The sequence below is a fragment of the Corallococcus caeni genome (genome assembly GCF_036245865.1).
Lineage (GTDB): Bacteria > Myxococcota > Myxococcia > Myxococcales > Myxococcaceae > Corallococcus > Corallococcus caeni.
Genome location: NZ_BTTW01000001.1, coordinates 1,129,212 through 1,144,499, shown reverse-complemented (window position 1 = coordinate 1,144,499; position 15,288 = coordinate 1,129,212). Strand labels below are relative to the sequence as shown.

At 71.0% G+C, this 15,288-nt stretch carries 11 protein-coding genes; 5 read left to right on the top strand and 6 right to left on the bottom strand.

Annotated elements, in window-relative coordinates; translation table 11 throughout:
• Positions 1 to 26: 26 nt before the first annotated feature.
• A complete protein-coding gene (locus AABA78_RS04505; RefSeq protein ID WP_338261789.1) occupies positions 27 to 581 on the bottom strand; it encodes a hypothetical protein in 555 nt (184 codons plus the stop codon).
• A gap of 190 nt (positions 582 to 771) precedes the next feature.
• Here AABA78_RS04505 and AABA78_RS04500 point away from each other — a divergent pair, with 190 nt between their 5' ends.
• Positions 772 to 2,109, top strand: coding sequence for an alpha/beta hydrolase family protein (locus AABA78_RS04500; protein ID WP_338261788.1), 1,338 nt, complete (start codon positions 772 to 774; stop codon positions 2,107 to 2,109).
• 8 nt (positions 2,110 to 2,117) lie between these two features.
• On the opposite strand, the gene AABA78_RS04495 is transcribed toward AABA78_RS04500, so the two are convergent.
• Together AABA78_RS04495 and AABA78_RS04490 are read right to left on the bottom strand one after the other, a co-directional pair.
• Entirely contained in the window at positions 2,118 to 3,143 is a 1,026-nt protein-coding gene (locus AABA78_RS04495; protein ID WP_338261787.1) for a prephenate dehydrogenase/arogenate dehydrogenase family protein, read from the bottom strand.
• A 100-nt stretch (positions 3,144 to 3,243) separates the two neighbouring features.
• Entirely contained in the window at positions 3,244 to 4,746 is a 1,503-nt protein-coding gene (locus AABA78_RS04490) for a zinc metalloprotease (protein ID WP_171413170.1), read from the bottom strand.
• 485 nt (positions 4,747 to 5,231) lie between these two features.
• Between AABA78_RS04490 and fusA the strand changes: the two genes are divergently transcribed.
• Together fusA and AABA78_RS04480 are read left to right on the top strand one after the other, a co-directional pair.
• Complete coding sequence (fusA, locus tag AABA78_RS04485; protein WP_338261786.1) at positions 5,232 to 7,337, top strand: elongation factor G; 2,106 nt, start codon at positions 5,232 to 5,234, stop codon at positions 7,335 to 7,337.
• 122 nt (positions 7,338 to 7,459) lie between these two features.
• Complete coding sequence (locus AABA78_RS04480) at positions 7,460 to 8,722, top strand: RNA polymerase sigma factor (protein ID WP_338261785.1); 1,263 nt, start codon at positions 7,460 to 7,462, stop codon at positions 8,720 to 8,722.
• A 64-nt stretch (positions 8,723 to 8,786) separates the two neighbouring features.
• Here the strand turns inward: AABA78_RS04480 and AABA78_RS04475 are convergent, their stop codons facing one another.
• From AABA78_RS04475 to AABA78_RS04465, 3 genes are all read right to left on the bottom strand, one after another.
• Positions 8,787 to 10,949 (bottom strand): DUF4082 domain-containing protein, encoded by a 2,163-nt coding sequence (locus AABA78_RS04475; protein WP_338261784.1) that lies wholly within the window; start codon positions 10,947 to 10,949, stop codon positions 8,787 to 8,789.
• Between the two features lie 147 nt (positions 10,950 to 11,096).
• Positions 11,097 to 11,831 (bottom strand): alpha/beta hydrolase, encoded by a 735-nt coding sequence (locus tag AABA78_RS04470; protein ID WP_338261783.1) that lies wholly within the window; start codon positions 11,829 to 11,831, stop codon positions 11,097 to 11,099.
• Positions 11,832 to 11,887: 56 nt separating this feature from the next.
• Positions 11,888 to 12,412, bottom strand: coding sequence for a putative signal transducing protein (locus tag AABA78_RS04465; protein WP_338261782.1), 525 nt, complete (start codon positions 12,410 to 12,412; stop codon positions 11,888 to 11,890).
• Positions 12,413 to 12,632: 220 nt separating this feature from the next.
• On the opposite strand from AABA78_RS04465, the gene AABA78_RS04460 reads away from it, so the two are divergent.
• Both AABA78_RS04460 and AABA78_RS04455 read left to right on the top strand, forming a co-directional pair.
• Positions 12,633 to 13,772 (top strand): glycosyltransferase family 4 protein, encoded by a 1,140-nt coding sequence (locus tag AABA78_RS04460; RefSeq protein WP_338261781.1) that lies wholly within the window; start codon positions 12,633 to 12,635, stop codon positions 13,770 to 13,772.
• 20 nt (positions 13,773 to 13,792) lie between these two features.
• The gene (locus AABA78_RS04455) at positions 13,793 to 14,929 is read left to right on the top strand and encodes a glycosyltransferase family 4 protein (protein WP_338261780.1); all 1,137 of its coding nucleotides are present in this window, start codon (positions 13,793 to 13,795) and stop codon (positions 14,927 to 14,929) included.
• The last annotated feature ends 359 nt before the right edge of the window (positions 14,930 to 15,288 follow it).

Below are 15,288 nucleotides of genomic sequence, written 5' to 3'. Positions count from 1 at the left end.
GGGCGTGGGGTCCACGCCCCGTGAAGTCAGGGCCGACGAGACGCCACGCTGGGCGCGGCGACCATGGCCTGGCTGAGCTTCTGGGCGCCGTCCGAGAAGGCGCCCCGTGCGACCTCCTGCCCGGAGGTGCTCAGCACCTGGGCGAACACGCGGCCGAAGCCCTTCTCCAGCCCCATGGCCTGGTGCGGTTCTCCCTTGGAGTCCGCGACCATGTAGAGCGAGGAGTCCAGCTCCGGGGGAGGCGCTTCGCCCTTCTCACGGAACAGCTCCTTCATTGCGTTGAGCGACTCGTCGTGGCTCTTGCGGAGCTCGCCGCGCGCCATGCCCTTGAAGAGGCCCGGGACGTCGCGCAGGTCCACGTGGATGACGACGATGGGCTTCTTCTGGCGCACTTCATAGATGAACTGGGAGGCATGCTGGCGCAGCTCTTCCCGGGTGCCCTTGTTGGCATACAGCACCAGGGTGGGGCGGCCCTGCCCGATGGGCACTTCCTTGCCGAACACGTCCTTGAGTTCAGCGGCGGCGGCCGGGAGTGCTCCCAGCAGCCCAAGCAGGCAGGTCAGCAGTGCGGTCTTCTTCATGCAGTGGCTCCAGAAGTTGAACAAACGCATTGGGTCCACCAACAGCGCCATTTCCACCCTGAATCCCGAGCGGTGAATTCAAACCCGCGCCGGTGACGGCTGCTTGAGAGGGGACAGGGAGCCGGGTGACAGAAGGGCCGCCCCCCGGTGTTCGACCCGCCAGCATCCACTTCGCTGGAGGTCGCAGACCATGGGCATCTCATTGGATCGTCGCTCCCTCATCCAGGCCAGCCTGGGACTGACCGGGGGGCTCGCGCTGCTCCGGGGCTCCACCGCCACCGCGGCGGGACGGCCATCCACGACCGCCACCGCCGCCGAGGAGCCCAGGCCCTGGTGGGAGCTGGGGCTGATGGCGGACCCCATCATGGAGAGCCAGTTGCTGCACTTCCTGGCCGCGACCTACAGCGCCCAGGCCGACATCAGCGAGGTGCTGGACACCGCGACCCGCATCGTCGCGGGGGATGACTGGAGCTGGCCCAACGAGTGGGTCCGCACCGCCGACCGCATCCGCGCCATGGGCGACACGAGCCTGTCCCGCCGCCATCCCATCAGCGCGGGCAATGCCTACCTGCGCGCCGCCAACTACTACCGCGCCGCGCTCATCCACCACCCGGACCCCACCCACCCGAGCGTGGTGGCCACCGGGCGCAAGGCGGTGGAGGCCTACGACAAGGCGCTCCCGCTGCTGAAGCTTCCGGGCACGCCCGTGCGCATCCCGTACGAGGGCACCACGCTGCCCGGCTACTTCTTCCGCGCCCCGAGCGCCCGGAGCATCGCGCCGCTGCTCATCTTCCAGCAGGGCCGCGACGCGTGGCCGGAGGAGTCCAAGTACGTCATCGACGCGGCGCTCGCGCGCGGCTACCACTGCCTCATCGTGCACGCGCCCGGCCAGGGCATGGCCATCCGCGAGCAGGGGCTGCCCTTCCGCCATGACTGGGAGCACGTCATCCGCCCGGTGGTGGACTTCGCCCTGTGCATCGCGGGCGTGGACTCGCGGCGCATCGCGCTCCTGGGGTGGAGCATGGGCGGAGCCCTGGTGCCGCGCGCCGCCGCGTTCGAGCGGCGCATCAAGATCCTCATCCCCAACCCCGGCGTCCTGGACTGGGGCGCGGCGTCCTTCGAGCAGTTCAACACCTACTTCCCGGACGTGATGCCGCTGCTCGACAGCGACCCCCAGGCCTTCGACGCGGCCATGGCCCAGTTGATGGATCAGGTGTTCCTGTACCGCTGGTACATGAAGGACGCGATGTTCAAGCACGGCGTCAGCACGCCGTCGGCCCTGCTCTTCGAACTGCGCCGGTACGACAACACCCCCGTCGTCCACCGCATCCGCTGCCGCACGCTGGTGATGGACGGCACCGGCGAGGCGTTCTCGCAGGGCCAGGCCCGGCTGCTCTTCGACGCGCTGGAGTGCCCGAGGGACTACATGCTCTTCACCGCCGCGGACACCGGCCTCCTGCACTGCCAGGAGGGCGCGCAGGCCGTCGCCAACCACCGGATGTTCGACTGGCTGGACGAGTACCTCTAGCGCCGCCGTCAGCGCAGGCCGCTGCCCAGCACGGCGCGGAAGATGGCCTCCACCTCCTGCGCGTCGACGCCCAGCTCCCGGGCCCACGCGCGGCGCACGGCGAGCAGCGCCTCCGTGCGCGCGGGCTCGTTCCCGGACACCTGCGCGCGGCGCTGACGGCGGGCCAGCTCCTCGCGGCGGGCGAGCAGCTCCACCAGCTCCCGGTCGAGCGCGTCGATGTGGTCGCGCGGCTCCCGGGGGGCTGGCGCCGCCGGTTCCAGTCCGGGCGCGGCGACGCTCGACGCCTTGGTCTCCTCCACGGAGGGCGCGGCTTGCAGGTCGCGGTGGATGCCCTGGAGCGCCGCGAGCAGCCGCCCGCGCGCCTCCGTGGCGAAGGGGTTCTCCTGCTGGATGGCGTTGAAGAGGTGGCCCGCGTCCGCGCGCACGGTCTCGATGGTGCGCGACAGCGCCTTGAAGCTGGCCGGCGCGAAGGGCACGTCCGCCGCCGCGCCCGAGTCCACCATCCCCTTGGCCACGAAGAACGTGAGGGCGTGCGTGCGCGCCATCACCCGGTCATGGCCTTCCGGCGTCTGTTCAATGACCTCGCAGCCCAGCCCCTCGTAGAAGCGCCGGGCGCGCGGGGCTGCTTCCGGATGCAGCGGGTTGGGGCAGAGCACGACGCGCATGGGGCGCTCGGCCATGGCCAGGCTCAAGGGGCCGAAGAGCGGATGCGTGCCCACCCATGGCACCTTGGCGCCCAGCACCTCTGTCAGCGCCTCCACGGGCTTCACCTTCACGCTGCCCACGTCCAGCACCAGGTGCTCCGGCCGCAGGTGGGGCTTGAGGGCGCTCAGCACGTCCCGCATCTGGGGCACCGGCACCGCGACCACCACCAGCTCCGCGCCCTCCAGCAGCTCATGCACCGAGCGCGCGCGGAGCGGCTCCGGGATGTCCGCCACCGGGTCCAGGGCGCGGTGCTCCACCCCCACCGCCTCCAGCAGCGTTCCCAGCGCGCGTCCAAAACGTCCGTATCCCACGAGGGCGACATGCGGCATGCGCCGGAGTCTACGCGGGCAGGGGCTGGATGAACGACCGCCGGGTCCCTCCTGAAGAGGAACCCGGCGGGGAGGACTTCCCAGGGAGTGAGGTCCTGGACTACCGCTTGAGGAGCATCTGCTCCGTGAGGCAGGAGTCTGTCTTCTCCGGGACGACGAAGAAGGGCTGCTGGCGGCTCAGGCCCTGGGTGGTGCCCAGCCAGCCGTCGCCAATCTGCCCGGCGCCGTCGTACACCAGGGCCAGCCAGTCATTCTGCGCGGCCGGGAAGAGGTCCAGGGTGTCGAGGTCGCGGTTGAGGTCCCGGGCGTAGGACGTGGTCTGGATGACGCCGTCGTTGTTGATGTCCAGGTTGGCGCTCGCGGTGCCCGCGACCTGCACGCCCTTGATGCGCACGCCGATGTGCGCCAGGTCCGCCTCCGTGGTGGGGAAGACGGGCGCGAAGGCGGCGGCCTCGTTGAGGGAGCCCTCGCTGACGGACGCGACGCGGACGCGCGAGTAGTCCATCACGTTGTCCACGCCGTCGATGCGCAGGCCGAACGTCTGGTACTCGTAGTTCATCACGCTCAGGTAGTTGGCCTTGTAGTTGGCGTCGTCGGTGCCGCCGTGGCGCAGGCCGATGTTGTGTCCCAGCTCGTGCATGAGCGTGCCGGCCTGCTGCAGCTCCGTGCCGCCCGGCACGGACCAGCCGCCCAGCGTCACGATGAGGTCATGGGCGGGGATGCCGCGCGACAGGCCGCTGGAGGTCGTCGTGCCGTAGGTGTTCGCGAACAGGGCGTAGTGGAAGAAGGGCGCCCGGCGCGACGCGAAGTACTTGCTCTTGATGGTGTCCACGCCCACCCAACCGGTGTCCAGGTTGGAGATGGCGTCCGCGGCGGCGATCTGCGAGTCCAGCACCAGGTGCAGCGCGATGCCCGTGGAGCCGTTGGGGTTGGAGACGGGCGCGTTGGCGAAGGCCGTCGTCACGCGGTCCAGCGCCGCCTGCGTGGGCTTGCGGTCCGCGTAGTAGTCCACTTCCACGAAGACGTCCTTCTTGCGAGGGTCCGCGCCCCAGTAGTGCAGGTCCACGCCGCCGTAGCCGTACAGCTCCGCGAAGTCGCTGATGCGGTCGCCGTCCGTGTCGGAGCTGTTGGGGTTGGTGCCGTAGCGGGACTCGGCCGCGTCGCAGACGCCGTCGCCGTCGGTGTCCGTGGCGAAGAGCGCGCACAGGTACACGGGCTGCACGGCGGAGATGTCGTAGCTGTTCCCGTCCTGCGTCACCGTCTCGTACTTGGGCCGGTGGTAGACGGTGACGGAGCGGTAGCCCGTGCGCGAGTAGACGAGCCGCAGGGCCTCCTCGCCGGAGGCCGGCAGGATGATCTGGATGTGGTCCTCGCCGTTGTGGTTGCCGTACGCGTCGAAGACGTAGAGGCCGGACGAGTCCGTCTTCTGGAACGTGGGGTTGGTCCCGCAGCCATTGCCGGAACAGATGCCGGAGGCGACGGTCACCGTCACGTCCTGCACGGCACTGCCGGACGCCGCGTCGTAGATGTAGCCGTAGACACACCCATTCAAGCCGACGAGAGCCATGGAGGCCGTCAGCAGGCTCTTGTGAAACGTGGACATACTTCCCCCTCGGAGGAGTCAGGGGCTGGCGTCTGGCGCCAACCGCCACGTCTACGGCACGCGCGACGGATATTCTTTCCGGGGATTTATTTCCGGGCGTGAAACACGGCGGAGCCCGCCAGGTTGACAGTGGGGTCCGTCTGTCTTACTCCTATTGAGTCATGAGGCCCGTCACCTTCCATGCCCTGCCGACCCTGAGCGCCTTCGCGCCGGCGGCGGACGTGCGCCTCGCCCCCCGTCACGAGGTTCTGCTCGATATTTGAGCAGGCGGACCGGATTGCTCCGGTGCGCGCCGTGGCTGGTTGCACGCGTGCCGTGAGCCCCGTCTCCGCCCGAAAAGTCCCCGCGGTGCCTTCGTGCGTCCTCGTGCCTTCCTGGACGTGTGCGCCCTGAGGCCCGCCGCGGGCTGATTCCTCTCATCCAACCGGCGTCTCAATCCAATACACCCGCGGGCCTCGCTGCCCGGACGGGAACGGGAGTCTTCCATGCCTCGCACCACGCGCATCGAGCGGTACCGCAACATCGGCATCATGGCCCACATCGACGCGGGCAAGACGACGCTCACCGAGCGCGTCCTCTTCTTCACCGGCCGCATCCACTCCACGGGAGAGGTGCACACGGGCTCCACGGAGATGGACTGGATGGAGCAGGAGAAGAAGCGCGGCATCACCATCACGTCCGCGGCGACGACGGCCTTCTGGCAGCCGCGCCACGGGCGGGAGGCGGGCGTGCCCCACCGCATCAACATCCTGGACACGCCGGGCCACGTGGACTTCACCATCGAGGTGGAGCGCTCGCTGCGCGTGCTGGACGGCGCGGTGGCGGTGTTCGACGCCAGCCAGGGCGTGGAGCCGCAGTCGGAGACGGTGTGGCGTCAGGCGGACCGCTACGGCGTGCCGCGCATCGCGTTCATCAACAAGATGGACAAGGTGGGCGCGGACTTCTCCGCGAGCGTGCAGTCCATGGTGGACCGGCTGGGCGTGCGCCCGGTGGCCGTGCAGTGGCCCGTGGGCGCCGGCGCGGACTTCCAGGGGCTCGTGGACCTGGTGCGCATGCGGATGGTGCGCTTCCAGGGCGATGACGGTGGCTTCGACGACGACGCGCCCGTGCCTCCGGAACTGTTGGAGGCGGTGCTGCCGTACCGCATGCGCCTGATTGAAGTCTGCGCGGACGTGGACGAGGGCGTGCTGGAGAAGTTCGTGGACGGGCGGGTGGAGGACATCACCGTGGAGGACCTGGAGCGCGCGCTGCGCTCGGGCACCCTCGCGCGGACACTGGTGCCGGTGCTGTGCGGGTCGGCCTTCAAGAAGAAGGGAGTGCAGATGCTCCTGGATGCGGTCGTCAGCTACCTGCCGTCACCCGCGGACGTGGCCGTGGTGGAGGGCTTTGCGCCCGGCACCGGCGAGCGCGTCAGCCGTCCCGTGTCGGACTCCGGTCCGCCAGCGGCCCTGGCGTTCAAGTTGATGAGCGACAAGGCCGTGGGCGGCATCGTGTTCCTGCGGGTGTACTCCGGCACGCTGCGCGCGGGCACCGTCCTGCTCAACCCCGTCACCGGACGGCGTGAGCGGGTGGGGCGCCTGATGTTCATGCACGCCAACCGCCGCGAGGAGGTGGCGGAGGTGCACGCGGGCGACCTGTGCGCGGCGCAGGGGCTCAAGGGCGTTCGCACGGGCGACACGCTGTGCGACCCGGACGCGCCGGTGGTGCTGGAGGCGTTGAACGTGATGGAGCCCGTGGTGCAGCTCGCCGTGGAGGCGCGCTCCCCCGCGGAGCTGCCGAAGCTGGAAGAGGGCCTGCAACGGCTGGCGGCGGAGGACCCGTCGCTGCGCCTGGGCGTGGATGCGGAGAGCGGCCAGGTGCTGCTGTCCGGCATGGGTGAGCTGCACCTGGAGGTGGTCGTGGACCGGTTGAGGACGGAGTTCGGCGTGGAGGCGCGCGTGGGACAGCCCAAGGTGGCGTACCGCGACACGCTGCGGGGCGCGGTGCGCCAGGAGTACCGCCACGTCCGCCAGTCCGGCGGGCCCGGACAGTACGCGCGCGTGGTGCTGGACGTGGGGCCGGCGCCGCGAGGGGCGGGGCTCGTCTTCGTGGACGCCACGAAGGGCGGCACCATCCCCCGCGAGCTGGTGCCCGCGATTGAAAAGGGCGTGGCCGGCGCCATGGCGCGCGGCGTGCGTGAGGGCGTGCCGCTGGTGGACGTGGAGGTGCGGCTGGTGGATGGGGACACGCACGTGAAGGACAGCACGCCGCAGGCGTTCGCGGTGGCGGGCTCGCTGGCGCTCCAGGAGGCCGCCCGGCGCGTGGGCGTGCAGGGGCTGGAGCCGGTGATGGAGGTGGAGGTGGTGACGCCGGAGGAGTTCCTGGGCGACGTGCTGGGCGACCTGGCGTCGCGGCGGGGACGGGTGCTGGGGATGGAGGCGAAGGGGACGGCGCGGTGCGTGTCCGCGCGTGTGCCCATGGCGCGCCTGTTCGGCTACGTGACGGCGCTGCGCGGCCGCACGCAGGGACGCGCCCAGGCCAGCATGCGCCTGGGGGCCTACGAGCCGGTGCCGGAGTCCGCCAGCGCCTCCCACGCCGAGGCGCGGGCGTGAGGTGACGGCCCCGGGCTTCCTTCCGGAAGGGGAGGCCCGGGGCCGGGTCGTTGTGCGGGAAATCGCACCCCGTGTCGATTTCCGGGGCGCCCATTCGACGTGCATTTGATTGAGTCCGCGCCGTGACGGTTTCCAAGGCGCAGGCCGCGGTGCACGCGGTGTGGAGAATCGAGTCCGCCCGGCTCATCGCCGGGCTTGCGCGCATGGTGCGCGACGTGGGGCAGGCGGAGGAGCTGGCGCAGGACGCGCTGGTGGCGGCGTTGGAGAAGTGGCCGGTGTCGGGCGTGCCGGAGAATCCGGGCGCGTGGCTCATGGCCACCGCGAAGCGCCGCGCCATCGACGAGATGCGCCGGCACAAGCTGCTCGCGCGCAAGCACGAGGAGCTGGGGCACGGACTGGAGGAGGCGGAGGTGCCAGACCTGGACGCGGCCCTGGACGACGACGTCGGCGACGACCTCTTGCGCCTCATCTTCACGTCCTGCCACCCGGTCCTGTCCCCGGAGGCGCGCGTGGCGCTCACGCTGCGGCTGCTGGGCGGTCTGACGACGGATGAGATCGCCCGCGCGTTCCTGGTGCCGGAGCCCACGGTGGCCCAACGCATCGTGCGGGCCAAGCGCACGCTGGCGGAGAAGGGCGTCCCCTTCGAGGTCCCCCGGGGCGAGGAGCTGGCGACGCGGCTCGCGTCGGTGCTGGAGGTCGTCTACCTCATCTTCAACGAGGGCTACGCCGCGACGGCGGGTGACGGCTGGATGCGTCCGGAGCTCTGCCAGGACGCGCTGCGCCTGGGCCGCATCCTGGCGGAGCTGGCGCCCGGGGAGCCGGAGGTGCACGGGCTGGTGGCGCTGATGGAGATTCAAGCGTCGCGGGCCCGGGCGCGGGTGGGGCCGTCGGGCGAGCCCGTGCTGCTGCTGGAGCAGAACCGCGCGCTGTGGGATCAGCTCCTCATCCGCCGCGGGCTCGCCGCGCTGGAGCGCGCGGAGAAGGCGGGGGCGCCGGGGCCCTACGTGTTGCAGGCCTCCATCGCCGCGTGCCACGCGCGGGCGCGCACGCCGGAGGAGACGGACTGGCAGCGCATCGCGGCGCTCTACGCGGTGCTCGCGCGGCTCACGCCGTCACCGGTGGTGGAGTTGAACCGCGCCGTCGCCCTGTCCATGGCGTTTGGTCCCGCGGTGGGGTTGGAGCTGGTGGAGCAGCTCGTGGCCGAGCCGTCGCTCAAGCACTACCACCTGCTGCCCGCCGTGCGCGGCGACCTGCTCCAGAAGCTGGGGCGTCTGAAGGAGGCCCGGGCGGAGTTCGAACGGGCCGCGTCGCTCACGCGCAACGCGAAGGAGCAGGCGCTGCTGCGCTCGCGTGCCGCCGCGTGCGCGGGTGACCGGCCGTCGTAGTCCCGAGCTTCGGGGCGTGGCGGGCATCCGTGAAGCATGCCCGCCCGCCCTTTCCGTCACGCGCTCAGGGGCGCGGCGACAGCTCCAGGTTGTCGAAGTTCGTGTCCCACCCGTTGGACGTCGTCAGGGTGAAGACCGTGCAGGGCGCCGTCCAGCTCGGCACCACGTGCGTCACCTGTCCCGCCGTCAGGGGGAAGGTGAGGGTGGGCAGGTCGATGCAGCTCAGCGTGAGCGTGGCGCCGCTGTCCCACGTGAAGGCCTCCAGGCCCAGGACGCGCCGCTGGCCGAAGATGGACAGGCTGGCCTGGGTGAGGCCGCCGCCGTTGAACGACACGCTCTTCGTGTCGAACCCGCCCCAGGGCGACGCGATGTACCAGCGATCGAGGCCGAAGTGGATGGGGCCGTGCGGGCCGTTGAACGTCTCGTCCTGGCCGGGGAACGTGTCGAAGGTGACGAGGTTGGTGGACGGGCCCACCGGGATGGCCAGCGCGTGGGTGTTGTTGCCCGGCGTGGCGTCCGTCTGCGAGGACGCGACGGTGGCCTGGCTGGTGAACGTCCCGGCGCTGAACGGGATGGCCTGGACGTTGATGGTGAAGCTCGCGCCCGGCGCCAGGCTGGGGGTGGTGCATTGCAGGTCGCTGAAGAACGAGCAGCTCCCGCCGGGGCTCCCCGGCGCGTTCGCCGAATAGAAGAAGTAGCTCAGGCCGGTGGGCACGGGGACGTCGAGCACGACGTCGGTGGCGGTCGTCGTGCCCTGGTTCGTCACGGTGATGTCGTAGAAGAGGACGTCGCCGTTGGCGCCCGTGCCATCCGGGAACGCCTGCGTCACGCTCAGGTCCGCCGTCGCGGGGCCGCCGGGCGTCGAGGGGACGAACGTCACGTCCACCCAGAAGTTGGTGTTGAGCCACGCCTCCGTGGGGAACGCGCTGCCGTTGAGGTTGCGCACGCCGTTGCCGCTGGCCTCCACCGTGGAGGGGGCGTGCAGCGGGGGCACGTCCACGCCCGCGGTGTTGAAGTAGTACGGGGTGATGGCGTAGCGACCGCCGGTGGCGAAGTACGACACGACGTAGGTCGTGTTCGCGGCCAGGCTCACCGGCGTGGCGAAGGACAGCTCGCGCCAGCCGAAGCCCGTCTCGGCGGGCGTCGTCTCCGTGGTGGCCAGCAGCGTGCCGGTGGCGCTCCACAGGTGGCCCACGTGCGGGCCGGTGTCGGTGCTGCCCTTGTAGTAGCGGACCTGGGTCACCGTGCCCGCCACGTCGGTGCGGAACTTCACGCCGACCTCCGTGGGGGTGGCGTCGGCGTTCTCGTACTGCGGGTCGCCCGTCACGCTGTTCCACAGGCTGCACGGGTTGCAGGTGGTGTTGGCGAGCGTGGTGGCGGTGACGGCCGTGGAGGCCACGCTGACGTTGCCGGCGGCGTCACGGCCGCGCACGGTGTACGTGTACGCGGTGGAGGGCGTCAGGCCGGTGTCGCGGTAGCGCACGGTGGTGCCGGGCAGCTCCGCGATGAGCTGGCTGCCCCGGTACACCAGGTGCCAGCGGGCATTGCCCTGCGTCTCGCCGCTGCCGTCCACGGACGCGTACCACGTCAGGTCGATGGCGGTGGGCGAGTTGGGCAGGGCGGTGACGTTGGTGGGCGCGCGCGGGGGCGTGACGTCGTTGGGCTGGAAGGCCACGTCCACCCAGTAGTTGCTCGCGTTGAACGTGTTGGTCGGGAAGCCGCTGGTGCTGCCATAGCGGTAGAGGCCGTTGGTAACCGCCTCGGCGTGCAGGGGCGGCGCATCCAGCGCGGCCGCGAAGCCGTTGCCCGTCACCGCGTAGTGACCGGCGGGCGCGTAATACGAGACGACGTAGTTCGTGTCGGCCGCGATGGTGACCGGCGTGGTGAAGCGAGCCTCCTGCCAGCCGGAGGCCGTCTCGTTCTGGAAGGTGACGGTGGCCAGCAGCGCACCGGACGCCGTCCACAGGCTGCCGGTGTGCGTGCCCGTGTTGCCCGCGCCCTTGTAGAAGCGCACGCCCATGATCCGCCCCGGCGCGTCGCTGCGGAAGCGCACCCCCAGCTCCACCGCGCCGCTGTCATCCGCGGCCGCCACGGCCGGAAGCGCGGTGGTGCCCAGGAGCGACCGCTCACCGGTCAGCAGCGGCTGCGCGGCCGCCGTGGCCTCCGGTGTCTCCGGAGTGGGCGGTTCCGCGGGAGCACAGCCCGTCTGGATACAGGTGAAACCCAATACGAACGTCGCGACCCATCGTGATGCACTTCGAAGCACGTCGAACTCCCTTGTCTGTGAAACCCGGCGGGGGCTTCGCATGTCGTCAACAAGGAATTCAAGCTTTTCAGGGGTGGTTGATATTTCTCGCGTGACTGAGGGCAAAGGTCAGGGCGCTCGGGACAATTCCGCCAGGAATTGAAACAGCGCCGTTTGTTCCGACGGGAGGGCCAGCAACCATGTATGGCCTTGGCCGGGCAGCTCACGCACGTCCAGTCTCAGTCCGGCCGTACGCCAGGCTTCGCGCGCCGTTCGCCACAGGGGTGCGCTGCCATCCGTCTCGCCGATGAGCGACAGGATGGGGACTCGTGCGTGCGCGGAGGTCCGGGGCGGGGTGTGTTCATCGCCGCGCGACAGGCGTGGGGCGCCAGCGACCAGGACCAACGCCCGGAAGGCTTCGGGGCGCGCCGCCCACAGCTCGAGCGCCATCTGCGCGCCCGCGCTGAAGCCCAGCAGCACCGGCCGTTCCGCATCCACGCCGGGGACACGCGCCACCTCCGGCAGCGTGCCGAGCATCATCCGGTTGGCATCCGCGCCACTCCAGCCCTCCGCGTGCTCGCGAGGGAACGTCAGCAGCGCGAAGCCCTGAGCAGCCAGGGCGTCGGCCAGCGGCTCCACCAGCGTCAGGCCATCCGTGCCCGTCGGATGCAGCCACATCACCAGGCGATGCGGGTGTTCCGGTGAGGCCTGTCCGGAGACGAAGAGGCGGTAGGGCAGGCCGTTCGCGGGAGCGCCTGTCCGCGTCGGGGTGGCCAGCTCCACGGGAGGGCGGGACACGGAGGCGCACGCGGTGGTCAGGACCGCGGCGAGGAGGGCGGGCAGGAGGGCTCGGCGGGGCTTCATTCCCGGAAGGCTGCCACGTCCCTGGCGGTGGGGGTGCCCGCCGGGGCAGGACTGCTTCAATGCAGCAGCGCGAACAGGAGGTTCGACAGGATGATCAGCAGGAGCGGTCCGAACATGGAGAGCAGGATCAACCACGCGACGACCCTGCGCTTCCGACCGCGCTGAACCTGGGCGTCCGAATCCTTGAGGTCGGCGCAGTCCTCACAGAGGCCGGCATTGGCTCCATCGCAGCGCTCGCACAGGAAGTTGCCGCACCGCTTGCAGGCCTGCGTGGCGTGCTGGCCGTGCACCGCGCAGTGGGCTCCCTCAGTGTTGGGCTCAAGCGTCACGGCGATGCCGTTCCCGGGCGGTTCCTCCTGCGGCACGCTCTTGAGCAGCTCCCGGGCGCGCTCCATCTCGTCGGACGGGACCAGCACCCGCACCTCGATGTAGGCCCCGGCCACGCCCAACATGGACCGGTGCTGCTCGCCCTGGACGATGCACGGGATGCCGTTCGCTTCGAGCATGCCCCGCAGGAGCGCGGCCTCCGAGGAATCACCGCAGGTGGTGAGCAACTGGAAGTCGTGATCGGGGATTCCCAAACGGGGCTCCGGTGGGGACCCCAATTGGGGCCTGTAGGCGTCGGATGCACACGAGTCTCCGGCAGGACAGAGGCCGCGTGCAAACGGGCCGGACTCCCTCGGGGCACGGGCACGCCTCCACCCTCCGCGAAGGACCTTTCCACTGTCTGACATCCGCCGGGACGGGGACCGCCCGCGGGGGGTTGTGGGCCTGGGGTGCGTGCCTAGCTTGCCCGCGTCCATGACGAACGAACTGCACCCGACGGCGCGGCCTACGCGCGTGGCTCACGTGATGTATGGCCTGGAGATGGGCGGACTCGAACAGCTGGTGGTCCGGCTGTCCCAGCATGGCCGCGAGCGGGGCATCGAATCCGTGGTGCTGGCCCTGGGGCCGGACGGTCCGGTGCGCGAGCTGCTCCAGCGCGTCAACGTCCCCACGGTGTGGCTGGGAGGCCTGGCCGGCATGACGCCCACGGCCATCCGCCGGCTGGCCCAGGAGGTGGACGCCTTTGGCGCCGACGTGGTCCACGGCCACGACGTGGGGCCCTGGCTCAACGCCGTCGCCACCCGGACGCTGCGTCCGCGCACGCCCGTCCTGGGCACCTTCCACCAGACGGTCGAGCCGCAGGGCAAGCTGCGCCCCGCGGCCATGGCCGCCGCCATGTTCACCCAGTCCCTGGTCGCATGCGGCAGCGAAGTGCGCGCCAGCCTGGAGCGCTGGAGCCCGAAGCTGCTGTCGAACGTGGTCACCATCGAGAACGGCGTGCCGCTGGAGGTCGCCACGGGCGAGGAAGCCCGCAGGGCCGCGCGTGAGCGCCTGGGTCTTCCGCAGGACGCCACGGTGGTGGGCTACCTGGGCCGCCTCTCCGAGGAGAAAGGCCCGGACCTGCTGGTGGACGCCTTCCTGCGCCACTTCGCGGACGCGAAGGACACGCACCTGGTGATGATTGGCCCGGGCCCCATGGAGGCCACGCTGCGCGCTCGTGCCGCCGCGTCCCCGCTGGCCGGACGGGTGCACTTCACGGGCGCGCTGCTGGAGGCGAGCAAGCTCTTGCCCGCGTTCGACGTCTACGTGCAGCCGTCCCGCCGCGAGGGCCGCTCTCTGTCGCTGCTGGAGGCGATGGCGGTGGGGCTGCCCACGGTGTCGCACGCCATCCCGGCCATCCGCGAGGTGCACCGCGATGGTGAGACGGCGCTCCTGGTGCCGTCCGGGGACGTGGATGCGCTCGCTGGCGCGGTGAAGCGCCTGGCCCACGACGCGGACCTCTGCTCGCGCCTGGGTGAGGCCGCGAAGCGCGAGGTGCAGCGCTACTCGCTGTCCACGATGGTGGACACGTACGCGAGGCTCTACCGGGGTGCCGCGGCTCGCGCCCAGGCGTGAGCGGCACGGGAGAACGACGGGTGCCGCACTCCACCATCCTCCATGTGCGCAGCACCTGCGGCCTGTACGGCGCGGAGCGGGCGTTGCTGTCGCTGGCCGCGTCCACGCCGTCGCCGTGGCGGGCGCAGGTGTGCAGCCTCGTTTCGCCCGGACGGGTGGACGTGCTCTCGGGCGCGGCGCGAGAGCAGGGGTTGGACGCGCTGACGCTGGAGGTGCCCGGCCGCTTCAGCGCGATGGCCGTGGCCACGCTCGCCTCGGAGGTCCGCCGACGGGGCGTGGGGCTGCTGCACGCGCATGATTACAAGTCGCTCACGCTGGGCGCCGCCGCGAGCGCGCTCGCCGGAGTGCCGTTGGTGGCCACGTACCATGGGGACACCGGCGCCACGCCCGCGCTGATCGCCTACGAGGGGCTGGCGCGCGTGCTGGGCAATTGCACGAGCGCGGTGGCGGCGGTGTCGCGCGAATTGACCGCGCGCCTGCGCCGCTATGTCCACCGCTCGCCGGTGGTCTACATCCCCAACGCGCTGCCGCTCGCGGATGCGTGCACGGAGGAGGAGCGGCTCCAGGCCCGCGAGGCATTGGGGCTCGCGCCGGAGGGGTCCGTCATCGCGCTGGTGGGGCGTCTGTCAGTGGAGAAGGGGCCCCAGGTGCTCCTGGACGCGATGCAGCGCCTGGCCCGGACGCCCGGCGCGACGGTGCCCACGCTGCTGCTGGTGGGCGATGGCCCCCTGCGCGAGTCGCTGGAGGCGCAGGCGCAGGGACTGCCGGTGCGCTTCCTGGGATTCCGCTCGGAGGTCCGCGCCGTGTACGCGGCCGCGGACGCGGTGGTGATGCCGTCCCTGCGGGAAGGCATGCCGCTGGTCGCGCTGGAGGCGATGGCGCTGGGGCGGCCGCTGGTGGCGTCCGGAGTCGGCGAACTTCCCCACGTGCTGGGCACGGGGCGTGGGCTCGTGGTGCCACCGGGAGACGCGGGCACGCTGGCCTCGGCGCTCGCGGGACTGCTGGCGGCCCCTGGTTGGAGGACGCGGATGGCGCAGGCCGCGCGGGAGTACGTCATGGCCCACCACGCACCGGAGCGGATGGCGAATCGCTACATCGAATCGCTCTACCTGCCCGCTCTCGTGGATCAGCCTCACACCCAGGCAGCGGCCGGGTAGGGCGATCCAGGCCTGCGGTGAAGGTCCACCGCCTCCTGCACGGCCGCGCGGTGTCGTCCGGCTCCGGTCCGGCGTGGATCCAACCTGTCCGGTGGTCGGACAGGTTTCTGCCGCGAGGTTGAAGCGGAGGCACCCCTGCCATGCCGGGCCCAACTGGTCCGACAGTCGGACAGGTTTCTGCCGCCCGGCTGGAGCGGGGGCCTTCCTGCCATGGCGGGTCCAACTGGTCCGACAGTCGGACAGGTTTCTGCGGCCCGGCTGGATCGGGGCCCCCTGCGATGCCGGGCCCAACTGGTCCGACAGTCGGACCAGTTCGCGTAGGACGCCGCGGAGGGCGGCCTGCCGCGGGTTCTTGCCTT

What these genes read in the sequence shown, in the direction of transcription:
- AABA78_RS04505 (WP_338261789.1), bottom strand. Translation starts at nt 581, where the DNA reads ATGAAGAAGACCGCACTGCTGACCTGCCTGCTTGGGCTGCTGGGAGCA.
- AABA78_RS04500 (WP_338261788.1), top strand. Translation starts at nt 772, where the DNA reads ATGGGCATCTCATTGGATCGTCGCTCCCTCATCCAGGCCAGCCTGGGA.
- AABA78_RS04495 (WP_338261787.1), bottom strand. Translation starts at nt 3,143, where the DNA reads ATGCCGCATGTCGCCCTCGTGGGATACGGACGTTTTGGACGCGCGCTG.
- AABA78_RS04490 (WP_171413170.1), bottom strand. Translation starts at nt 4,746, where the DNA reads ATGTCCACGTTTCACAAGAGCCTGCTGACGGCCTCCATGGCTCTCGTC.
- fusA (WP_338261786.1), top strand. Translation starts at nt 5,232, where the DNA reads ATGCCTCGCACCACGCGCATCGAGCGGTACCGCAACATCGGCATCATG.
- AABA78_RS04470 (WP_338261783.1), bottom strand. Translation starts at nt 11,831, where the DNA reads ATGAAGCCCCGCCGAGCCCTCCTGCCCGCCCTCCTCGCCGCGGTCCTG.
- AABA78_RS04460 (WP_338261781.1), top strand. Translation starts at nt 12,633, where the DNA reads ATGACGAACGAACTGCACCCGACGGCGCGGCCTACGCGCGTGGCTCAC.